This window comes from Pseudomonas sp. BN607 (assembly GCF_029871175.1).
GTDB lineage: Bacteria > Pseudomonadota > Gammaproteobacteria > Pseudomonadales > Pseudomonadaceae > Aquipseudomonas.
Genome location: NZ_SSOE01000060.1, coordinates 139,137 through 160,916 on the forward strand (window position 1 = coordinate 139,137; position 21,780 = coordinate 160,916).

Sequence of the window (21,780 nt, forward strand, 5' to 3'; positions counted from 1 at the left end):
CCGTGCAGGGCGAAGGGAGAGCCCAGCATAGAACCCGCCTGCCCCGTGCCGGATGAAAACTGGATGAAAACCGCGTCATGCAAAGCGTGCGCGCGCCCTGTGCATTTGCGCATTGCGTCGAACCCGTGGCATAGATGCAGGTCCACGTCTTTACGTGACCGATTTCGCGCCTTTGAGGAGCTTCATGCATGAGCAAACACGCCTACGTGCCACCCAAGGTCTGGCGCAACGACGCAGCCTCCGGCGGCCAGTTCGCCAGCATCAACCGCCCGGTTGCCGGCCCGACCCACGACAAGGCGCTGCCGCTGGGCAAGCACCCGCTGCAGCTGTATTCGCTGGCTACGCCCAACGGCGTCAAGGTGACCATTGCCCTTGAAGAACTACTTGCCTTGGGCCATGCCGGTGCCGAATACGATGCCTGGCTGATTCGCATTGGCGAAGGCGACCAGTTTTCCAGCGGCTTCGTCCAGGTCAACCCCAATTCGAAGATCCCCGCCCTGCTCGACCGCAGCGTCGAGCCGCCAGTGCGGGTGTTCGAGTCCGGCTCGATCCTGCTGTACCTGGCGGACAAGTTCGGCGCTTTGCTGCCCAACTCGCCAGCGGCGCGCACCGAGAGCCTGAACTGGCTGTTCTGGCAAATGGGAGCGGCACCCTACCTTGGCGGCGGCTTTGGCCACTTCTATGTGTATGCGCCGGAAAAGTTCGAGTACGCCATCAACCGCTTCACCATGGAGGCCAAGCGCCAGCTGGATGTGCTTGAACGCCGGCTTGCCGAAAGCCGCTACCTGGGTGGCGAGGACTACAGCATCGCCGATATCGCCGTGTGGCCATGGTACGGCGAGCTGGTGCGCGGCAACCTGTATGGCGCAGCGGAATTCCTGGCGGTGGACGAGTACCCGCATGTGCGGCGTTGGGCCGACGAAATTGCCACGCGCCCAGCGGTGCAACGTGGCACCCGGGTAAACCGTACATGGGGCGATGAAGCCAGCCAGGTGCCGGAGCGGCATGCGGCGCAAGACCTGGACTGACCTGTCCAAGGTCGCCCAGGCGAGTGGACGCGGCCCTGCAGGGGGACCGCGTCGTCCTTGAAGGGGGCGGTTCAGCCCCCGACAATGCCCGCCTGCATAAAACCATTTGCCCCCGCGCAAACCTGCGTCCGCCCAGCCCTTCTTGTACACTCCTCGCAATAGCCCCCACCTGTACATTTTTTTGGTGAACGCATGATCGAGGTAACCGAGGTTTCCATTGCCGAGCTGCGCGCAGCGCTCGAGTCGGGCCGCACCACAGCGGTCGAGCTGGTCAAGGCCTACCTGGCACGTATCGACGCCTACGATGGCGCTGACACTGCCACCGCCCTGAACGCTGTCGTGGTGCGCAACCCAGAAGCGCTGAAAGAAGCCGAGGCCTCCGATGCGCGTCGCGCCAACGGCCAGGTGCTGAGCCCGCTGGACGGTATCCCCTACACCGCCAAGGACAGTTACCTGGTAAAGGGCCTGACCGCTGCGTCCGGCAGCCCAGCCTTCAAGGACCTGGTGGCCCAGCGCGACGCCTTCACCATCGAGCGCCTGCGCGCCGCCGGTGCCGTGTGCCTGGGCAAGACCAACATGCCGCCCATGGCCAACGGTGGTATGCAGCGTGGCGTGTATGGCCGCGCCGAAAGCCCGTACAACGCCAACTACCTGACCGCACCCTTTGCCTCGGGCTCGTCCAACGGTGCCGGCACGGCTACCGCTGCCAGCTTCAGCGCCTTCGGCTTGGCCGAAGAAACCTGGTCGAGCGGCCGTGGCCCGGCGTCCAACAATGGCCTGTGCGCCTATACCCCGTCGCGCGGGGTGATTTCGGTACGTGGCAACTGGCCGCTGACGCCAACCATGGACGTGGTCGTGCCCTATGCGCGCACCATGGCCGACCTGCTGGAAATTCTCGACGTCGTTGTCGCCGATGACGCCGACAAACGCGGCGACCTGTGGCGCCTGCAACCCTGGGTACCGATCCCCGCAGCCTCCACGGTGCGACCTGCTTCGTACCTGGACCTGGCCGTGGATGCCAGCGCGCTCAAAGGCAAGCGCTTTGGCGTGCCACGCATGTATATCAATGCCGACGCCGAAGCCGGCACCTCGGAAAAACCAGGCATCGGCGGGCCGACCGGCCAGCGCATCAACACCCGCGCCTCGGTGATCGACCTTTGGCAGCAGGCCCGTCAGGCCCTGGAAGCGGCCGGCGCCCAAGTGCTGGAAGTGGACTTCCCGCTGGTGTCCAATTGCGAAGGTGACCGCCCGGGTGCGCCGACCGTGTACAACCGCGGCATCGTCAGCAAGGCGTTTCTGCATGATGAGTTGTGGGAGCTGTCGGGCTGGGGCTTCGACGACTTCCTGCGCGCTAACGGCGACCCCAAACTCAACCAGTTGGCGGATGTCGATGGCCCACAGATCTTCCCGCACGACCCGGGCACCCTGCCCAACCGTGAAGACGACCTGGCGGCCGGCATGGACGAATATGTCAACATGGCCAAGCGCGGCCTGAAGACCTGGGACCAGATCGAGACCCTGCCCGATGGCCTGCGTGGCCTGGAACAGACGCGCAAGCTGGACCTGGAAGACTGGATGGACTCGCTGGGCCTGGACGCGGTGCTGTTCCCTACCGTGGCCGACGTGGGCCCGGCGGATGCCGACGTCAACCCGGCATCGGCAGACATTGCCTGGAGCAATGGTATCTGGGTGGCCAATGGCAATCTGGCGATTCGTCACCTGGGCGTGCCGACCGTGACCGTGCCGATGGGCGTGATGGCCGATATCGGCATGCCAGTGGGGCTGACCTTTGCCGGCAAGGCCTACAGCGACAACGCGCTGCTGAGCTATGGTGCCGCCTTCGAGGCGACCGGCTCGCGCCGCATGATCCCGCCACGTACGCCGGCTCTCGGCTGAGTACTGGGGGCTGGCTTGCCAGCCATGATGCCGGCAGGCCCGACACAGATCGCATAATTCAACATCATGTGTAAGAATGCACAAAATGTTGAATTATCGATCTGCCATGTCCATCGCCCCCCTCGAAGAACGCCAGCTCACCCTCACCGTGCTCAAGGCCGCTATCCAGGCCTTGGGCAGCGTTGCCGCCCGCAACATGGAAATCCTCCTGCACGACCTCGACCACCCCGAACACTCGGTGGTGGCGATCGTCAATGGCCATCTTTCAGGGCGCAGCATCGGCAGCCCCATCCTTGCAGCACCGGAACAGGACCAGGGTTTCAAGGCCCTGATGCAGGCCTCAGCCGACCAGCAAGGCCGTGAGCCGGTGGTGCTGCCCGACTACCCCACCACGCTCAAAGGCCGCACGCTACGCAGCGCAACGGCCATCTTCCGTGACAGCAGCGGCCACCCGTTCGCCAGCCTGTGCGTCAACACTGACGTCACAGGCCTGGACGCTGCCATGAACTTCCTTCAGCAGTTCCAGCCACTGGGCGCCACGCCAGCCGCCAGCGAACCGGCCGACATGGAGCTGCTGATGAGCGAAATCATCCAGGCCTCGCTGCAACGCAGCGGCCAGGGGCGGATGAACAAGCAGGCCAAGGTCGAAGCGGTACGGGTAATGCAGGAGCGTGGCCTGTTCATCGTCAAGGGCGGGGTCGAGAAAGCCGCCAGCGCCCTCGGCGTCACCCGCTACACCATCTACAACTACCTCGAGCAATTGCGCGGAGCCAGCCAATGACCTTGCACATTCAGACCCCCCTGATCGAATCGCGCCCGCTGTCGCTGGCTGCCGGGCGCAACATCTGGCTCAAGCTCGATGCCCTGCAACCCTGCGGGTCGTTCAAGCTGCGCGGTGTGGGCCACGCCTGCGAGGTCCATCAGGCGCGTGGCGCCAGGCACTTCGTGTCGTCCTCGGGCGGTAACGCCGGCCTGGCGGTAGCCTACGCCGGGCGCAAGCTGGGGGTACCGGTGACGGTGGTAGTGCCCGAAACCACCACTGAACGGGCCAAGCAGCTGCTGCGCCTGGAGGACGCCAAGGTGGTGGTGCACGGCAGCTCCTGGCAAGAGGCCAACGAACTGGCACTGACCCTGGTCGGCGCTGGCGATGCCTTTATTCATCCGTTCGATGACCCGTTGCTGTGGGCCGGGCATGCCAGCCTGGTCGACGAGGTGGCAGCAGCCGGGGTCAAGCCCGATGCGGTGGTGCTGTCAGTGGGCGGTGGCGGGTTGCTTAGCGGAGTGGTCGAGGGGCTACAGCGCAATGGCTGGGGAGATGTGCCGGTGCTGGCGGTGGAAACCACCGGCGCTGCCTCGCTGCACGCTGCCATGCAAGCCGGGCACACGGTCGAACTGCAGCGCATTGCCTCGATCGCCAGCTCGCTCGGTGCCAAGCGGGTGGCTGAACAGGCGCTGGCCTGCACGCTTGCGCATCCGGTGCACAGCCATCTGGTCAGTGACCGGGCGGCGCTGGAGGCCTGCGAGCGGTTCCTGCTCGACCATCGGCTGCTGGTGGAGCCCGCATGTGGGGCGGCATTGGCGTTAGCCTATGATTCAAGCGCACTGGCCGACTTGCAGAATGTGCTGGTTGTGGTGTGTGGCGGGGCTACGGCGACGCTGGAGCAGATCCAGGCTTGGTTGCAACACGCCGATTGAGGTTACCTGTACCGACCTCTCGCTGCGGTTCGACGCCGCGAGGGTCATTCAGTCCCTCTCCAGCGCCGTTTCCTTGTGCATCGCCAGGTGCCCGGTCTTGCTGCTTTTCACCTCATACTGCGGCTCATCCTGCGAACAGTGCCGGTGCCGCCCGCAAAACTCGACGTCACGGGTATGCACCTTGACCACCGTGCCGTGGATGATCCCGGCCTCGGAATTCCAGCGCACGTTGTCGCCTGGCTTGTACACGTTGCTCATCGGATTCTCCTCACGGTACACGGTTGCTGATTACGATAGTCACATGCCGCTGTTCTACTGAGCCCGCCGCAACCGGAAAATCCCCTCGCAATGACGTCAACCCTGACGAAATGCATATCCCACCCTTTCGGTCTGCGGCAAGTGAAGGCACAATGCGTGTCCTTTTTTTGGCCGGCCTGGCCGGGGGCCTTTAAATGATCAAGACGCCGTACTACCTCATCGATAAAACCAAGCTGCTCAGCAACATGGAGAAGATCGCCTACGTGCGCGAACACTCCGGTGCCAAGGCCCTGCTTGCCCTGAAGTGCTTCGCCACCTGGTCGGTATTCGACCTGATGCAGCAGTACATGGACGGCACGACTTCGTCCTCCCTCTTCGAGCTCAAGCTCGGCCGCCAGAAGTTCGCCGGCGAAACCCACGCCTACAGCGTGGCCTGGGCCGACGACGAGGTCGAGGAAATGCTCGAGAACTGCGACAAGATCATCTTCAACTCGATCGGCCAGCTGCAACGCTTTGCCGAACAGTCCGAAGGCAAGGTGCGGGGCCTGCGCGTCAACCCGCAAGTCAGCAGCTCCGACTACCTGCTGGCCGACCCGGCGCGCCCGTTCAGCCGCCTGGGCGAATGGGACCCGGCCAAGATCGAGCAAGTGATCGAGCAGATCTCCGGCTTCATGTTCCACAACAACTGCGAGAACGGTGACTTCGGCCTGTTCGACAAGATGCTCAGCCACATCGAAGAGCGCTTCGGCCACCTGCTGCACAAGGTCGAATGGGTCAGCCTGGGTGGGGGTATCCACTTCACCGGTGAAGACTATGCGGTCGATGCTTTCTGCGCGCGCCTCAAGGCCTTCTCGCAAACCTACGGCGTGCAGGTGTACCTGGAGCCTGGCGAAGCCGCCATCACCAACAGCGCCTCGCTGGAAGTGACCGTGCTCGACACCCTGTACAACGGCAAGCACCTGGCCGTGGTCGACAGCTCGATCGAAGCGCACCTGCTCGACCTGCTGATCTACCGCCTCAACGCCAAGATGGCCCCCAACGACGGCGAGCACACCTACATGGTCTGCGGCAAGTCGTGCCTGGCCGGTGACATCTTCGGCGAGTACCAATTCGATCGTCCGCTGGCCATTGGCGACCGCCTGTCGTTCATCGACACGGCCGGTTACACCATGGTCAAGAAAAACTGGTTCAACGGTCTGAAAATGCCATCCATCGTGGTCAAGCAACTCGACGGCAGCGTCGAAGTGGTTCGCGAGTTCGGTTTCGAAGACTACGTTTCCAGCCTGTCGTAAGACCGGCTTTCAGAGTAAGGAGCGAAAGGTAAATTGAAGAAGAACGTTCTTATCATTGGTGCAGGAGGTGTCGCCAAGGTGGTGGCCCACAAGTGCGCGCAGCATAACGACGAACTGGGTCGTATCGCTATCGCGTCACGGAACATCTCCAAATGCCAGGCCATCATCGACAGCGTCAAGGCCAAGGGTAGCCTCAAGGTACCCGCCGACATCCAGGCCTTCTCGCTCAACGCCCTCGATGTCGAGGCAACCAAGGCCCTGATCCGCGAGACCGAATCGCAGATCGTGATCAATGTGGGTTCCGCCTTCCTCAACATGTCGGTGCTGCGTGCCTGCATCGATACCGGTGTCGCCTACCTGGACACCGCCATCCACGAAGAGCCGGGCAAGATCTGCGAGACCCCGCCGTGGTACGGCAACTACGAGTGGAAACACCTCGAAGAGTGCCAGGCAAAGAACATTACCGCCATTCTCGGCGTCGGTTTCGACCCGGGTGTGGTGAACAGCTACGCCAAACTTGCGCAGCAGCAGTATTTCGACAGCATTGATTCGATCGACATTCTCGACGTCAATGCCGGTTCGCATGGCAAATACTTTGCCACCAACTTCGACCCGGAAATCAACTTCCGCGAGTTTACCGGGCAAGTGTGGAGCTGGCAGAACAGCCAGTGGACCAGCAACACCATGTTCGAAGTCAAGCGTACCGACGACCTGCCCGTGGTAGGTTCGCAAAACCTGTACCTGACCGGCCACGATGAAGTTCACTCGATTTCGAAGAACCTCAACGTGCCGAACGTGCGCTTCTGGATGAGCTTCGGCGAGCACTACATCAACGTGTTCACCGTGCTGAAAAACCTCGGCCTGCTCAGTGAGCAGCCGGTGAAAACCGCCGAAGGCCTGGAAGTGGTACCGCTGAAAGTGGTCAAGGCCGTGCTGCCGGACCCAGCCTCGCTGGCCCCTGGCTACACCGGCAAGACCTGCATCGGTGACTTGGTCAAAGGCACCAAGGATGGCCAGCCGCGCGAAGTGTTCATCTACAACGTGGCCGACCACGAAGAAGCCTACGCCGAGACTGACAGCCAGGGTATTTCCTACACCGCCGGTGTACCGCCAGTGGCTGCCGCCCTGCTGGTTGCCCGGGGCGAATGGGATGCCAAGCGCATGGTCAACGTCGAGGAACTGCCAGCCGAGCCGTTCCTCAAGGCGTTGGACGTGATGGGCCTGCCGACCCGCGTCAAGGATGAAAAAGGTGATCGTCCTTGGGACGCTGAAGCCTAAGCAGTCACGCAGACGGGGCGCCAACCAGGCGCCCCGTCTGTTTTTCAGGCCCGCGAACAAGCAAGCCAGCAAGCGCTACTTACGGGCCTCCAGAATCAGGTTGAACGGCGTTTGCGTCGCCCGCCGGAAGCTGCGGAACCCCGCCTCCTCGAAGACTGCCCGCAACCGCCCCTCCCCGGCCTGTGCCCCCAAACCCAGACCCACCTCTTGCGACAACGAATTCGGCGTGCAGATAAACGTCGACGCTGCATAGAACAAGCGCCCGACCGGCGTCAGGTTGCCCTCCAGCGAATCCTCGGCGTAAGGCTCCACCAGCATCACCGTACCGTCGTCTTTCAACGCGCGGTAAGCATGTTTCGCGGCCCCCACCGGGTCGCCCATGTCGTGCAGGCAATCGAAGAAACACACCAGGTCATGGTCATGCCCCGGATAATCCTTGGCGCTGGCCTGCTGAAAGCTCACCCGCCCTGCCAACCCTGCATCGCGAGCACGTTCGCTGGCCGTGGTAACGGATGGCCCATGGTAGTCGTAGCCCACGAAGGTGGACGCCGGAAACGCCTGGGCCATGACCAGGGTCGAGGCGCCATGGCCGCAACCCACGTCCGCCACCTTGGCGCCCGCCTGCAGTTTGGCCACCACGCCCTCGAGTGCCGGGAGCCATTCAGCCACCAGGAAGGTGCGGTAACCCGGTCGAAAGAACCGTTCGGTGCCGCTGAACATGCACGGGTGATGGTCGCCCCAGGCCAACCCGCCGTCACCACGCATGGCTGCAACCAGCTTGTCCTTGTCATGGAACAGCGCCGCCACCACTGCCGCGCCGCCGGCCATGTAGGCTGGCGAATCCTCCAGTGCCAGGGCCATGGCCTGCTCTTCCGGCAGCACGAAGCGGCCTTGGTCATGCACCATGTAGCCCGATGCCGCCTGGGCGTTCAGCCATTCGCGCACCAGCCGCGGGTGGCAGCCGGTCTTCTGCGCCAGTGCCTCGGGGGTAGTCGGCTGGCTGTCAGCCAATGGCCCGGTACAGCCCCAGTTCATCGCCGAGAATGACATTGGCCAGGGTCGCCGCCGCGCCCATGTCGCCCACCAGCTTGCCCATGAAATCGTGAAGCCTTGCCTCGTCCATGACCTGTCCTCCTCTGCAAGAAGGCCATCGCCAGCGCTGAGGGTCCGCTCCGGGTGACGGTGGTCGGTTCAAGGGTTTCGGCTCGCTGTACGAACGGTTACCTGCAAGCCATAAGTAAGTTTAGATGGTCTGCCTGTAGGCAAAGCAATCCAGGCTGAATAGCCAGCGAAATCAGCCAGCAGGTAACAATTCCTAAACACCGATGTGACATTTTTTTTCAGCTTTCTAATCAAGGAGCGGTGAAATGAAGGTCACGGTTTTCGGTACCGGTTATGTCGGCCTCACCCAGGCTGTGTGCCTGGCCCAAGTGGGGCACTCGGTGTTGTGCATGGATGTCGATGCCGAGCGGGTCGCCGCCCTCGGCGCCGGACACTGCCCGATCTTCGAGCCCGGCCTTGCGCCCATGCTGGAGAACAACCTGGCCTGCGGTCGCCTGCGCTTCACCACGGATGCCGGCCAGGCTGCCAACTATGCCAGGTTACAGTTCATTGCAGTCGGCACCCCGCCACAAGCCGATGGCAGTGCCGACCTGAAGCACGTGTTCGCCGTGGTCGACAGCATCCTCCAGCATGCTGACGGCCCCAAGGTCATCGTCAACAAGTCCACCGTGCCGGTGGGTACGGTACATCGCCTCAAAGCGCGCATCGCCCAAGCCGTGGCCGATGGCAGCCGCTTCCAGGTGGTCAGCAACCCGGAATTCCTCAAGGAAGGGTCGGCAGTGGCCGACTGCATGCGCCCCGAGCGCATCATCATCGGCGGCGCGGGCCCTGCCGAACTGGAGTTGCTGCGCGAGTTGTACCTGCCCTTCAGCCGTAACCGCGAAAAATTCATGGTCATGGATGCGCGCAGCGCCGAGCTGACCAAGTACGCGGCCAACTGCATGCTGGCGACCAAGATTTCCTTTATCAACGAAATTGCCAACCTCGCCGAATATCTGGGCGCCGATATCGAAATGGTGCGCCGTGGCATCGGTTCAGACTCGCGCATCGGCTACGACTTTATCTACGCCGGCTGCGGCTTTGGCGGTTCGTGCTTCCCCAAAGACCTGCAAGCCCTGCGCCGCAGTGCCGAGGCCGAAGGCTTCGAGCCACAGTTGCTACGCGCGGTGGAATCGGTCAACGAGCAGCAGAAGAACCGGCTGTTCAGCAAAATCCAGCGCCACTATCGCGAGGGCCTGCAGGGCAAGGTATTTGCCCTGTGGGGGTTGTCGTTCAAACCCAACACCAACGACATTCGTGAGGCCGCCAGCCGGGTTTTGCTGGAAGCGCTGTGGGCCGCTGGCGCCCGGGTGCAGGCCCATGATCCGCAGGCCATGGAAGAAATCCAGCGCCATTACGGGCCGCGGGCCGACCTGCAACTGGTGCCCTGCAAGGACGATGCACTAGAGGGTGCCGATGCCCTGGTAATCGTTACCGAATGGCAGGAATACCGCGTGCTCAACCTGGACAAGGTGCCGCAACAGCTGACCGACCGGGTGGTGTTCGACGGGCGCAATCTGTTCGAACCTGAACACATGGCCGCCGCCGGCCTGACTTACTACGGCATCGGCCGCGGCCAGGTGCAGGCACCGGGGGCGCCCGCGAAGGACCGCCCGCAGGCCTGCTAAGGCTTCACAACGCTCTCGGGAGGGTTCAGCTGCAGCACCTCGTTGGTATAGGCCCACTCCTTCTGCACCTGGTCCGGGTGGTCGTTCAGGCGCATGCCGTAGGACGGAATGATCTGTTTGATCTTTGCCTGCCACGCGGGCGAGGCCACCTTGTCCTTGAACACCTTGTTCAACACATCGAGCATGATCGGCGGGGCGGTCGAGGCCCCCGGCGAGGCGCCCAGCAAGCCAGCGATGCTGCCGTCTCTGGACGTTACCACTTCGGTACCGAGCTTGAGCACACCACCCAAGGCCTCATCCTTCTTGATGATCTGCACCCGCTGGCCGGCCTGCCACAGCCGCCAGTCTTCCTGCTTCGCTGCGGGGAAATAGGTGCGCAGCGCCTCGAAACGGTCGTTGTCGGATTGCAGCACCTGGCCAATCAGGTACTGCACCAGGTCGAACTCGCGCACCCCAACCCGTACCATCGGCCAGGCGTTGTGCACACTGGTGCTGGCGAGCAGGTCAAGCAGCGAGCCCTGTTTAAGGAACTTGGTCGAAAAGGTGGCAAACGGGCCAAACAGGATCATGCGCTTGCCGTCGAGCACCCGGGTGTCCAGGTGCGGCACCGACATCGGCGGCGCACCGGTGGCGGCTATGCCGTAGGCCTTGGCCATGTGGCGCTGGGCGATGGCCGGGTTGTCGGTGACCAGGAACGACCCCCCCACCGGGAAGCCGGCATAGTCCTTGGCTTCGTCTATCCCCGATTTCTGCAGCAGCGGTAATGCCGCACCACCAGCGCCAATGAACAGGAATTTGGCGTCGGTGGCCGCCTTGCTACCGTCCTTCAGGTTCTTGTACTCGACATGCCAGGAGCCATCGTCGTTGCGGGTGATGTCCTGCACCTCGGTCGACAGCTTGAGGTCGAAATTCGGCCGGGTCTGCAGGTAGCCCACATACTGCCGGGTGATCTCGCCAAAGTTGACGTCGGTACCGATCGGCGTCCAGGTCACGGCCAGCTTCTGGTTGGGATCGCGGCCTTCCATCATCAGCGGTACCCACTTGCGGATCTGCTCATGGTCTTCGGAATACTGCATGGGCTTGAACAGCGGGCTGGCTTGCAGCGCCTCGTAGCGCTTTTTAAGGAAACGAATGTTGTCATCGCCCCAGACAAAGCTCATGTGCGGGGTGGTATTGATGAACGAATGCGGATTTTTCAGCACACCCTGCTTGACCTGCCAGGCGAGAAACTGGCGCGTTACCTGGAACGACTCGTTGATTTCCACCGCCTTGCTGATGTCGATCTTGCCGTCTTTTTCCGGGGTGTAGTTCAACTCTGCCAGGGCCGAGTGGCCGGTGCCGGCGTTGTTCCAGCCGTTGGAACTCTCCTCGGCAACCTTGTCCAGACGCTCGACCATTTCCATCGACCAGCCCGGCTCCAGCTCATTGAGCCACACGGCCAAGGTAGAACTCATGATGCCGCCGCCCACCAGCAGCACATCGACCTTCCTGGTTTCCGCCGCTTGAGCATTGAGCATGCCGATGGCCAGGGCCAGCCCGGCCATCGCCAGTTTTGGCTTGATGGTGATCTTCATAACCTCTCCCGCGCCTCGTTGCTGTCCGTGGTTCAGCCACAAGCTTAGCCGACGCATTTAGTCGGGTATGACGACGCAAACACTTGCAATCGACCACATCTCAAAATACTGTATGAATACTCAGTATCGCAGGTCAGCCACCATGCAACTCATCGCCAAACTCGGGATTCTTGCCGACGCAGCCAAGTACGACGCCTCCTGCGCCAGCAGTGGTGCGCCCAAGCGCAATTCGCGCGGCGCTGACGGCCTGGGTGCCACCAACGGCATGGGTATCTGTCACAGCTATACCCCGGACGGCCGCTGTGTATCGCTGCTCAAGGTCCTGCTGACCAACTTCTGCCTGTACGACTGCCAGTACTGCGTCAACCGCCGCTCCAGCAACGTGCCGCGCGCACGCTTCAGCCCCGAGGAAGTGGTGCGTCTGACCCTGGACTTCTACCGGCGCAACTGCATCAGCGGCCTGTTCCTCAGCTCTGGCATCATCCGCTCGGCGGACTACACCATGGAGCAATTGATCCGCGTCGCCCGGCTGCTGCGCGAGGAGCACAACTTTCGCGGCTACATCCACCTCAAGACCATCCCCGATGCCGACCCGCTGCTGATCGAAGAGGCCGGCCGCCTGGCCGATCGGCTCAGCGTCAATATCGAACTGCCGACCGACGCCAGCCTCAAGCGACTGGCACCCGAGAAACAGGCGCACACCATTCGCCAGGCCATGGGTGTGATCCACCAAGGCCAGCAAGCCGTGGCCAACGAGCCGAAGGCGCCACGCTTCACCCCGGCGGGGCAAAGCACTCAGGTCATCGTCGGTGCCGACAGCACCGACGACAGCACCTTGCTGCGCAATGCCGAGTCGCTGTACCAGGGCTATGGCCTGAAGCGCGTGTACTATTCAGCCTTCAGCCCGATCCCCGACAGCCCGGGCAGCGTGCCGCTGGCCGCACCACCGTTGCTGCGCGAACATCGGCTGTACCAGGCTGACTTCCTGCTGCGCGGGTATGGCTACAAAGCCGGTGAACTGCTGGGCCAGAGCGGTAACCTGGCGCTGGACATCGACCCCAAGCTGGCTTGGGCGCTGGCCAACCGTGAAGTCTTCCCACTGGACGTGAACCGCGCCGAGCCAGCGCTTTTGGCACGCATCCCGGGTATCGGTCTGCGCAGCGTACAGCGCCTGGTGGCCCTGCGGCGGGAGCGGCGGATCCGCTATGACGACCTGATTCAGTTGCGCTGCGTGCTGGACAAGGCGCGCCCGTTCATCGTCACCAGCGACTACCGCCCAGCACAAGCCGAATTGCGCAGCAGCCTGCTGAGGGCGCGCTTGCGTGAGCCGCAGGCACCGGTACAGATGGGGTTGTGGGGGTGATTGCGCTCGATTGCGACGACCTGTTTGCCACCTGGCGCGACCAGGCCCGGGGGTTGTTGGGGCATGGCATCGACCCATCGCAAGTCACCTGGTCGCAAGGCCCCATGGCGGACCTGCTGGCCGTGCCGGCAACGCCGCCTGAGGGGCCTGGGCCTTTCCGGGCCAAAGTCCCGGCAGCACTGCTGAGCCAGTTGGAGCAGGCCTCGCGCTACCGTGGCGAACAACGCTGGAATTTGCTGTACGAAGTGCTGTGGCGCGTGGCCCATGGCGACCGCACGGCCATGCTGGCTGGCGACCGCCTGGGCAGTGAGCTGCAACGGCGTATCAAGCAGGTGACACGTGAAGCGCATCACCTGCATGCCTTTGTACGCTTCGTGCCGCTGCCTGACGACCTGGTTGAACATTTACAGCTTGATCTGGTGGCGTATCACGAGCCGGCACATGACATTTTGCAAAGTGCCAGCCCGCACTTTGCTGACCGCCTGGGGCGGTTACGCTGGTTGATCGCCACGCCACAGGATGGCATTCGCTTCGACGGTACCGGGTTCGACTACCAGCGGCAATGCCCCGAAACCTGGCGGCTTTGGGCCCGCAACGCCGAAGACCCGGGCGCGGAGCTATGGCGCACCTACTATCGCCACACTTTCAACCCTGCCCGCCTGAACCCCGATGCCTTGCGCCTGCACATGCCCGGGCGGTTCTGGCGACACTTGCCGGAGGGCATGCTGATTCCCCAGCTCGAAGGCCTGGCACGCCAAGGCAAGCAACGAGACGGCCAGGCCCTGGAAGTGGCCACTCAGGCCGGAAAAAAAATCAGCAAACCCACACCGTCGGCGTGAGGCAACGTGGGGGCCAGCCGAGCAAGGCGCTGTGCTGAGGGTCAGGTGAAGAGCCTGGCCAGGCAGCCGAGCTTCTTCTTGTACGACCGTCGCGCCTCCAGCGCCTGCTCCATGCTCACTTTCAGGAACCGCGCCTGCTGGTTGGGTTGCATCTGCCCGATCAGGTCCAGATCGGCGCTGATGACTGTTCCAATCATGGCGTAGCCACCCCCCGACACGGCATCGCGGTGCAGGATGATCGGCTCCAGCCCGGCCGGTACCTGGATCGAGCCAATCGGGTAGCAGCTGTCCACAATGTTCGATGGGTCGGAGCCTGCACCGAACGGCTGCTCCCGCGGCTGGAAGCCCAAGGCGCTGCCGCCCTTGTAGCGGTAGCCGATACGGTCGGCTTCAGAGCCGACGGTCCACGCTTCGGTGAAAAAGCTTTGCGCTGCAGATTTAGTCAGGCGGTGGAAGTACAAGCCCGGCACCACCCGTAACACCACCTCACCGCCCAAGGCCTGGCGCAGCGCCATCGGCAGGCTTGCGCCAGCCCGGCTCTTGCCGCTGGGCACCCCGACCGGCAACAGGTCACCGGCCATCAACTTGCGGCCCTGAAAGCCACCCAAGGCCCCCAACGCATAGGTCGAACGGCTACCCAGCACCTCCGGCACAGCAATACCGCCAGCCACTGCCAGGTAAGCCCGGGCGCCTGCCGTGGGGAAGCCAAAACGCAGCACTTGCCCGGCGCGCACGGCAAACGCCGTGTCCGGGCGCTGCTCGCGGCCATCCAGCAGCACCGGCATCTGTGCACCGCACACCGCCACCAGCGTATTCTGCTGGAACTCCAGTTCCGGCCCCACCAGCGCACACTCCAACCCCGCGGCGCCCGCCGGGTTGCCCACCAGGTGGTTGGCGGCGCTCAGGGCGTACTGGTCGAGGGCACCGGAGGGCGGTATGCCCAGGTGGTAGTAACCTTCGCGGCCAAGGTCCTGCACGGAAGTCGCCAGGCCCGGTTTGAGTACCTTGATCATGCCAGCACCTCCTGCAGCGATTTCGGGTAGCCGACCGGGTCGGCGAGAAAGGCGTCCAGGGAAAACTCCACGGGACGAATGCGCAGGTCGAAACGGCCCTCCTCCACATCCGCCACCGCCTGGTCATAGGCACGGCGGTCAATGGGTTTGAACTGCACGATGTCACCGGGGCGGAAGAACACCATGTGCTCCTTGAGGTAGTTCAAGGTCTGCTGCGGATCGTAGATGGGTGCCGGGGTTACGCCGAACATCTGGTAGCCGCCAGCCCCGCGCACCGAGTAGATGCAGCCGAAGCAACCGCCATGGCCGAGGGTGAGCTTGGGCGTGTCGGTACGCGGTCGCAGGTACTTGGGCACCTGCAACTGGCGCTGGCGCTCGACCATCTGGAACATGAACGGCAGCCCGGCGACGAAGCCGACCATCGACACGAACCACGGCGCACCGCTGTGCGCGGCAATGAATGCGTCGACATCGGCCAGGCCATTGATGCGTGCGGCATACTCCAGGTCGGTACTGGCCGGGTCTTGGTGGCGATCACGAAAACGCATCAGCGTTTCATGGGTCCAGGGGTCGTTGTACAGCACCGGAATCTCGATGATCCGCGTGTGCAACGAACGTTCGGCCACCGCCTGCGCTTCGGCGCCGCGCACGGCTTCGAGCAGGGTTTCAGGGGCAATGCGGTCGGGGTCGAAACGAATCTGGAACGACGCGTTGGCCAGGCACACGTCCAGTACACCCTCCAGCGCCAGGCGTTCTACCGCGCGGGTGACGGCCATGCCCTTGAAAAAGGCTTCCAGCGACATGCTTTCGCTGACCTCGGCAAACAGATGCTCGTCGGCGCCGAAGCTGTAGCGGATCGGGGTGGTAGCAAGCGATTCGGCCATGACTGTTCCTTTTCTTGGAATCTTTATAGAAAGGCAGGCAAAAACAACATACACAGGCTCCGGGCTCAATTGGCCGGATGCCTCACTCAACGTGGCGCACGTACCGCGATACCGGCCGTGTCCAGTGCCTTGCGCGTGGCCTCGACCAAGTCGAGCGCCCCGGGGGTGTCACTGTGCAGGCAGATGGAGTCGAATTCGATGGCCAGGTCCTGGCCTTCGACAGTGCGCACCACGCCTTGCCGGCAAGCGCGCAGAACACGCTCGGCAACCGCTTGTGGCTGGTAGCCCCGCACGTTGCGGGTGAACACGATCGAGCCGCTCAGGTCGTACTCGCGGTCGGCGTAGAACTCGCGAACCACCGGTTGGCCGAGGGCCTGGGCAATGCGGCAGATCACCGAGCCTGGCATGCAGAACAGCAGCAGTTCCGGCTCGATCGCCCGTAGGTTTTCCACCAGCAAGCGAGCGGCTTCTTCGTCACGCGCCAGGTGCATGTACAGCGCCCCGTGCGGTTTGATGTGCTGCAGGCGCACGCCTTGGGCACGGGCTATTTCGCGCAGCGCGCCCAGTTGGTAGAGCACGTCGTCGACCAGTTCCTGTGCTGGCGCATTGATGTGCCGGCGGCCAAAGCCGACCAGGTCACGAAAGCCCGGGTGGGCACCCACGGCAACGCCCAGTGCCTTGGCACGCTCGACAGTGCGGCGCATGGTGCCGGGGTCGCCGGCATGGAAACCGGTGGCGATGTTGGCGCTGCTGATGTAACCCATCAGCTCATGGTCGACGCCATCGCCAATGGTCCAAGGGCCAAAGCCCTCGCCCATGTCCGAGTTGAAGTCTACTGCTTGCATGACGGCGTCTCCTGGCACTTGTGACGGCATGCAAGCCACGTTAGATTCTCCGCACCCCCTTGGGAAGATCTATAAACAGATAGGGTGCCTTCTGAAAAACAGATACCCCCGGAGTTCACTGTGTCGTTGACCCTGCGCCAGGTGCGCTACTTCGTCGCCACCGCCGAAATTGGCCAGATTTCCCAGGCGGCGATCCACCTCAACATCTCCCAGTCGGCGGTCACCACGGCCATCAAGGAGCTGGAAGCGATGCTCGGCGTGCTGCTGTTCCAGCGCTCGCCCCAAGGCATGAGCCTGACCGAGGCTGGCCGGCATTTCCTGAACCGCGCCTATGTCATCCTGCGCAGCGTCGACGATGCCCTCAACAGCCCGCTACCAGACGTGCGCGCCAGCGGCCTGCTGCGCCTGGCGGCCAGTTACACGGTGATCGGCTACTTTTTGCCGCACCACTTGCAGCGCCTGGAACACTGGCACCCGGATGTGACCCTGGAGCTGTACGAGCAGGAGCGCAGTGCCATTGAGCAAGGGCTGCTGGAGGGGCGGTTCGACATGGCTGTGGTGCTCACCGCCAATCTCACCCACCCGGACATCGTTTCGGAAACACTGTTCAACTCCGAGCGCCGGCTGTGGCTGCCCGGGCATCATCCCCTGTGCGAGCGCTCAGCGGTGAGCCTGGCCGATGTGGCAGGTGAACCGTTCATCCTGTTGACCGTGGATGAGGCCGAGCAAAGTGCCATGCGTTACTGGGAACAGGCCGGGCAGCGGCCGAGCGTGCGGGTGCGGACCAGTTCGGTGGAAGCCGTGCGCAGCATGGTGGCCAACGGCAGTGGCGTGGCGATCCTTTCAGACCTGGTGCACCGCCCGTGGTCGCTGGAGGGCAAACGCATCGAGACAGTGACCATCAGCGACCCGGTGACGCCGATGAGCGTGGGCTTGGCCTGGCACCGGGAACGGGCGTTCAGCCCGGCGATGCAAGCGGTGCGCAATTACTTCCATGATGCGTTTCTGGCACCGCAGCAGTTGTCGGCCCGGCGCTGAGCCTGCCGGGCCTGTCATCAGCGTTTCAGGCAGGTATCGATGTTCCAGCCATACAACCACTGCACGGCATCGTAGAACTGCTCCTGCGAACGGCCTGCCCACAGCTGGTTGCGCACCAGCCGCTCGACACCCTTGGCATGGTAAAGCCGCCCCATTTCCCGCGCCGACCACAGCACCCGTGCGGTACGGGGGATGCGGATCGATTCGTACAGGCGGAACGCCGCCTGCAAGTCATGCTCACAGGCCTTCACCGCCTCCCCTAGCACCACGGCGTCCTCCAACGCCATGCACGCCCCCTGGGCCAGGTACTGGGTCATCGGGTGAGCAGCATCGCCCAGCAGGGTCGCCCGCCCTTCTCCCCACTGCTCCACCGGGTCGCGGTCGGCGGTGGCCCAGCGGCGCCAGGAGGTTGGCCGGTCGAGCATCTGCCGGGGCCGCGGGTGAATGCCCTCGAAATAGGACAGTACCTCTTCCTTGCTGCCGTCGGTCACACCCCACTGCTCCTCGTTACGGCTATGGAAAGTCACCACGAGGTTGTACTGCTGGCCGCCGCGCAGTGGGTAGTGCACCAGGTGGCAGCGCGGGCCGGCCCACAGCATTGGCGCGTTGACGCGCAGATCTTCGGGCATGTTCTGCACATCCACCACGGCGCGGTACACCACATGCCCGGTGACCCTCGCCGGGTCGCCAACCATGCGTTCGCGGATCACTGACTTTACCCCGTCACAGCCAATCACCGCGTCGGCCTGGTAGCGGTTGCCCTTGCTGTCGGTCAGGGTCACACCATGGTCGTCCATCTCCATGCCAACGATAAGCGTCGAGGTTTGGAAACGGATCAGCGGGTTCTGCTGCACGGCTTCAAGGATCGACAGGTGAATGTCGGCACGATGAATCACACCATACGGGTTGCCGAAACGCTGGCGAAAACGCTCGCCGACTTCAACCCGCCCCACCTCATGGGCATCGATGGCGTCCATCATGATCAGGTGGTCGGTAAACACCGAGCGATTGCGCGCAGCATCACCGACGCCCAGCGCATCCAGCGCGGCATAGGCGTTAGGGCCCAGCTGGATACCGGCGCCGATTTCACCGATGTGCTCGGCCTGTTCCAGCAGCAGCACCTGGATACCTTGGGCAGTCAGGGCCTGGGCGGCAGCAAGGCCACCGATGCCCCCGCCGACGATGATGATTTTTTGTTGTTGGGCAGTCATGGTTGGGGTCTCCGTACAGGCTGCGGTTCTTATTGGATGAAATCAGCTTGGCGGCCGGGCGCAGCACGCTGGAAGGCTGGTTGCGCCTGGCAGTGGTCGTATACCGCCATCACTCGCGGGTAAGCGTGCAGGTCACAGCCCATGCGTTCAGCGTTCGCCACTTGCGGCACCAGGCAGCAGTCGGCCAGGGTCGGCTGTGCACCGAAGCAGTAGGGGCCTTGGCCATGGCGTTGCAGGAGGGCTTCGAGAGCGCCAAGCCCCTCGGCCACCCAGTGCGCGTACCACCGGTCCTTTTCCTCAGGCCCTACGTTCAGCACACCTTGCAGGTAACCAAGCACGCGCAGGTTGTTGAGCGGGTGGATGTCGGATGCGATCAGTTGCGCCACCTCCAGCACCCGGGCACGCAGCAAGGGGTCGCCGGGCAGCAACGGCGCCTGCGGATAGCGCGCGTCGAGGTAGTCGATGATTGCCAGCGACTGGGTCAGGGTGACGCCATCGTTATCCACCAGCACCGGCACGCCACCCAGGGGGCTGAGCGCACGGTGCGGCGCCTGGCGTTGTTCTCCGGCACGCAGGTTGACGCCGTGGTAAGCCACTTTCAGGCCTTTCAGGGCCAGGGCAATGCGCACACGGTAGGAGGTGGAACTGTTGAAAAAGCTGTAGAGATGCATGGCAGTATTCCTGCGGGTTCAGGGCATGAGGTGGGTGTTGGCGTGCAACGCAGGGGCAGGTCGCACGCCCTTCAGGAAGATCGCCGCAGCGGCCAGTACCGCAGGCAGCATGAGCACGCTGAACAGCAGCTCGAAGGACAGCCCGGCATCCATCAGCAATGCACCGCCGAAGGTGCCGCACACCGAGCCGATTCGCCCTACCCCGTGTGCCCAGCTCACACCCGTGGCGCGGCTGCTGGTGGGGTAGAACGCTGCAGCCAGGGCATTGGCACCGACCTGCGAACCGCTGATGCAAAAGCCCATGCCGGCCACGCTCAGCCCCAGCAGTACGTAGTCGCCATGGCACTGACCAATGGCGAACAGGCACGCCGCGCCGCCGAGCAAGGCCAGCATCAGCACGTTATGTGGCTCGAAGCGGTCCATGGCCGCCCCCAGGCACAATGCGCCAACGGTGCCACCGACCTGGAACAGCGCGCTGATCAGCGCCGCCTGGCTCAGGCTCAGGCCGGTGTCACGCACCAGCAACGGCAGCCAGTTGGTCATGCCGTAGATGATCAGCAGGCTCATGAAAAACGCCAGCCAAAGCGCCAGGGTGCCGCGGCGCAACGGCGCGGCAAGAATCTGCCGCACCGGCGAATGGCCTTCTACCGCGTCATCGATGCGCAGGCCCTGGCAGCCCACGGGCAACACACCAATGCGCCGCACAATGGCAAGCGCCTTGCTATCGGCCGGATTACGGCGCGCCAGAAAACGCACGGACTCGGGCAGCGCAAACCACAATACCGGCAGCAACGCCAGCGGCAGCACCCCTCCCAGGGCCAGCACACTGCGCCAGCCGAAGACTGGCAACAACTGCGCAGCGACCACCCCGCCCAGGGCTGACCCGAGGGTGAAGCCGCAGAACATGCCGGTCACCATCAATGAGCGTCGGCGTTGCGGGCAGTATTCGGAGGTCAGGGTAATGGCGTTGGGTATCGCCCCGCCCAGGCCCAGCCCGGTAAGCAGGCGCAACAGTGCAAGGCTGTGCAGGTCCTGGGCGAATGCGGCAGCCAGGCTGAAGACGCCGAAGCAGGCCACCGACAGCACCAGCACGCGCTTGCGGCCAAAGCGGTCGGCCAAAGGCCCGGCCATGAACGCTCCCAGCATCAGCCCGACCAGTGCTGCACCCAGCACCGGCCCAAGCTCGGGGGCGCCGATTTGCCAGTGTTCGCGCAGCGCCGGGGCAATGAAGCCGATGGCGGCCGTGTCCAGGCCATCGATGGCGGTGACCAGAAAACACAGCAGCAAGACCCGCCACTGAAAGCGCGTCACCGGCTGGCTATCGATGAAGGCTTGTACATCCACGGTGTTGTTTTTATCGGTGGAAGACATGAGCGAAACCTCCGGGCCGGCGCCAGGCGCAGGCCACGTGTTGAACCGGGATGAAAGGCCAGCTGCGCTGGCCCACGGCAATCAGACGACGCGAACGCAGATTTCGCCCAGGCCTTCGACGCCACCCACCATCAGCTCGCCAGCGATCACCGGGCCCACGCCTTCGGGGGTACCGGTCATGATCAGATCACCCGGCTGCAGCTCGAAGAAGCGCGACAGGTAGGCGATGGTTTCCGGCACCGACCAGATCAGCTTGTCGATGTCGCTACGCTGGCGGTCCTGGCCTTCGACCTGCAGCCAGATGCCGGCCTGCGCCGGATGGCCAACCTGGCTGGCCGGGTGAAGCGGCCCGATGGGTGCTGAGGCGTCGAATGCCTTGCCGATCTCCCATGGGCGGCCCATTTCGCGCATCTTCATCTGCAGGTCGCGGCGGGTCATGTCCAGGCCCACTGCATAACCGAACACGTGTTCGTTGGCTTGCTCGGGCGCGATGTCGCGCCCGCCTTTACCGATGGCTGCGACCAGTTCGATTTCGTAGTGGTAATTGCTGGTTTGTGCCGGGTATGGCAGCTCCAGGGTCTGGCCGTCGGCCGTGGGTACCACGGCATCGGCCGGCTTGCAGAAGAAGAACGGCGGCTCGCGGTCCGGGTCAAAGCCCATTTCACGAGCGTGGGCAGCGTAGTTGCGGCCCACGCAGTAAACGCGGCGTACAGGAAAGCGCTGGTCGCTGCCGGCGATCGGCAGGCTGGTGGTGGCGGCAGGTGCAAACAGGTAAGTCATGGCAGGGCTCCTTGG

Annotated in this window: 19 protein-coding genes and 1 pseudogene; 10 read left to right on the forward strand and 10 right to left on the reverse strand. The window is 63.5% G+C overall.

Going from position 1 to position 21,780, the window contains the following annotated elements:
- Nucleotides 1-188 precede the first annotated feature (188 nt).
- The 4 genes from yghU to E8E68_RS17385 all read left to right on the forward strand — a co-directional run bounded on the left by yghU (nucleotide 189) and on the right by E8E68_RS17385 (nucleotide 4,619).
- Nucleotides 189-1,028 carry a glutathione-dependent disulfide-bond oxidoreductase gene (gene yghU, locus E8E68_RS17370; protein WP_280343133.1) on the forward strand — a complete coding sequence of 280 codons (840 nt, stop codon included), beginning with the start codon at nucleotides 189-191 and terminating at the stop codon, nucleotides 1,026-1,028.
- Nucleotides 1,029-1,220: 192 nt separating this feature from the next.
- Entirely contained in the window at nucleotides 1,221-2,924 is a 1,704-nt protein-coding gene (locus E8E68_RS17375; protein WP_266029541.1) for an amidase, read from the forward strand.
- A gap of 106 nt (nucleotides 2,925-3,030) precedes the next feature.
- A complete protein-coding gene (locus E8E68_RS17380; protein ID WP_266029539.1) occupies nucleotides 3,031-3,705 on the forward strand; it encodes a PAS domain-containing protein in 675 nt (224 codons plus the stop codon).
- Nucleotides 3,702-4,619 (forward strand): pyridoxal-phosphate dependent enzyme, encoded by a 918-nt coding sequence (locus tag E8E68_RS17385; RefSeq protein ID WP_266029537.1) that lies wholly within the window; start codon nucleotides 3,702-3,704, stop codon nucleotides 4,617-4,619. Before E8E68_RS17380 ends, E8E68_RS17385 begins: the two co-directional genes overlap by 4 nt.
- Before the next feature lie 48 nt (nucleotides 4,620-4,667).
- Here E8E68_RS17385 and E8E68_RS17390 read toward each other — a convergent pair whose 3' ends face one another.
- Nucleotides 4,668-4,877: a DUF2945 domain-containing protein gene (locus tag E8E68_RS17390; protein ID WP_110742938.1), complete on the reverse strand. Its 210-nt coding sequence runs from the start codon at nucleotides 4,875-4,877 to the stop codon at nucleotides 4,668-4,670.
- Between the two features lie 194 nt (nucleotides 4,878-5,071).
- Between E8E68_RS17390 and E8E68_RS17395 the strand changes: the two genes are divergently transcribed.
- Together E8E68_RS17395 and E8E68_RS17400 are read left to right on the forward strand one after the other, a co-directional pair.
- A complete protein-coding gene (locus E8E68_RS17395; protein WP_266029535.1) occupies nucleotides 5,072-6,169 on the forward strand; it encodes a carboxynorspermidine decarboxylase in 1,098 nt (365 codons plus the stop codon).
- A gap of 33 nt (nucleotides 6,170-6,202) precedes the next feature.
- The gene (locus E8E68_RS17400) at nucleotides 6,203-7,447 is read left to right on the forward strand and encodes a saccharopine dehydrogenase family protein (protein ID WP_003248123.1); all 1,245 of its coding nucleotides are present in this window, start codon (nucleotides 6,203-6,205) and stop codon (nucleotides 7,445-7,447) included.
- Nucleotides 7,448-7,522: 75 nt separating this feature from the next.
- Here E8E68_RS17400 and E8E68_RS17405 read toward each other — a convergent pair.
- Nucleotides 7,523-8,570: pseudogene (locus E8E68_RS17405) on the reverse strand (class I SAM-dependent methyltransferase).
- 244 nt (nucleotides 8,571-8,814) lie between these two features.
- On the opposite strand from E8E68_RS17405, the gene E8E68_RS17410 reads away from it, so the two are divergent.
- Nucleotides 8,815-10,176, forward strand: coding sequence for a UDP-glucose/GDP-mannose dehydrogenase family protein (locus tag E8E68_RS17410; RefSeq protein ID WP_280343142.1), 1,362 nt, complete (start codon nucleotides 8,815-8,817; stop codon nucleotides 10,174-10,176).
- Here E8E68_RS17410 and mqo read toward each other — a convergent pair.
- Nucleotides 10,173-11,750 carry a malate dehydrogenase (quinone) gene (gene mqo / locus E8E68_RS17415; protein WP_266029531.1) on the reverse strand — a complete coding sequence of 526 codons (1,578 nt, stop codon included), beginning with the start codon at nucleotides 11,748-11,750 and terminating at the stop codon, nucleotides 10,173-10,175. The two genes, E8E68_RS17410 and mqo, sit on opposite strands and share 4 nt — an antisense overlap.
- A 142-nt stretch (nucleotides 11,751-11,892) precedes the next feature.
- On the opposite strand from mqo, the gene E8E68_RS17420 reads away from it, so the two are divergent.
- Together E8E68_RS17420 and E8E68_RS17425 are read left to right on the forward strand one after the other, a co-directional pair.
- The gene (locus E8E68_RS17420) at nucleotides 11,893-13,113 is read left to right on the forward strand and encodes a putative DNA modification/repair radical SAM protein (protein ID WP_110742947.1); all 1,221 of its coding nucleotides are present in this window, start codon (nucleotides 11,893-11,895) and stop codon (nucleotides 13,111-13,113) included.
- Entirely contained in the window at nucleotides 13,104-13,952 is an 849-nt protein-coding gene (locus E8E68_RS17425) for a TIGR03915 family putative DNA repair protein (protein ID WP_280343147.1), read from the forward strand. The genes E8E68_RS17420 and E8E68_RS17425 overlap by 10 nt, the downstream gene beginning before the upstream one ends.
- A gap of 41 nt (nucleotides 13,953-13,993) precedes the next feature.
- Here E8E68_RS17425 and E8E68_RS17430 read toward each other — a convergent pair whose 3' ends face one another.
- The 3 genes from E8E68_RS17430 to E8E68_RS17440 form a co-directional block, all read right to left on the reverse strand.
- A complete protein-coding gene (locus E8E68_RS17430) occupies nucleotides 13,994-14,965 on the reverse strand; it encodes a biotin-dependent carboxyltransferase family protein (RefSeq protein WP_280343150.1) in 972 nt (323 codons plus the stop codon).
- Complete coding sequence (locus tag E8E68_RS17435; RefSeq protein ID WP_110742953.1) at nucleotides 14,962-15,849, reverse strand: allophanate hydrolase subunit 1; 888 nt, start codon at nucleotides 15,847-15,849, stop codon at nucleotides 14,962-14,964. The genes E8E68_RS17430 and E8E68_RS17435 overlap by 4 nt, the downstream gene beginning before the upstream one ends.
- A gap of 86 nt (nucleotides 15,850-15,935) precedes the next feature.
- The gene (locus E8E68_RS17440; RefSeq protein WP_266029524.1) at nucleotides 15,936-16,694 is read right to left on the reverse strand and encodes a 5-oxoprolinase subunit PxpA; all 759 of its coding nucleotides are present in this window, start codon (nucleotides 16,692-16,694) and stop codon (nucleotides 15,936-15,938) included.
- Nucleotides 16,695-16,814: 120 nt separating this feature from the next.
- On the opposite strand from E8E68_RS17440, the gene E8E68_RS17445 reads away from it, so the two are divergent.
- On the forward strand, nucleotides 16,815-17,732 hold the full coding sequence (locus E8E68_RS17445) for a LysR family transcriptional regulator (protein WP_266029522.1): 918 nt from the start codon (nucleotides 16,815-16,817) through the stop codon (nucleotides 17,730-17,732).
- A gap of 17 nt (nucleotides 17,733-17,749) precedes the next feature.
- Here the strand turns inward: E8E68_RS17445 and E8E68_RS17450 are convergent, their stop codons facing one another.
- The 4 genes from E8E68_RS17450 to E8E68_RS17465 all read right to left on the reverse strand — a co-directional run bounded on the left by E8E68_RS17450 (nucleotide 17,750) and on the right by E8E68_RS17465 (nucleotide 21,765).
- Nucleotides 17,750-18,943 carry a 3-hydroxybenzoate 6-monooxygenase gene (locus tag E8E68_RS17450; protein ID WP_266029521.1) on the reverse strand — a complete coding sequence of 398 codons (1,194 nt, stop codon included), beginning with the start codon at nucleotides 18,941-18,943 and terminating at the stop codon, nucleotides 17,750-17,752.
- A 29-nt stretch (nucleotides 18,944-18,972) separates the two neighbouring features.
- Nucleotides 18,973-19,614, reverse strand: a complete 642-nt coding sequence (maiA, locus tag E8E68_RS17455) for a maleylacetoacetate isomerase (RefSeq protein ID WP_280343155.1) — start codon at nucleotides 19,612-19,614, stop codon at nucleotides 18,973-18,975.
- An 18-nt stretch (nucleotides 19,615-19,632) separates the two neighbouring features.
- A complete protein-coding gene (locus E8E68_RS17460) occupies nucleotides 19,633-20,985 on the reverse strand; it encodes an aromatic acid/H+ symport family MFS transporter (RefSeq protein ID WP_280343158.1) in 1,353 nt (450 codons plus the stop codon).
- An 81-nt stretch (nucleotides 20,986-21,066) separates the two neighbouring features.
- Nucleotides 21,067-21,765 (reverse strand): fumarylacetoacetate hydrolase family protein, encoded by a 699-nt coding sequence (locus tag E8E68_RS17465; protein WP_110742960.1) that lies wholly within the window; start codon nucleotides 21,763-21,765, stop codon nucleotides 21,067-21,069.
- Nucleotides 21,766-21,780 lie beyond the last annotated feature (15 nt).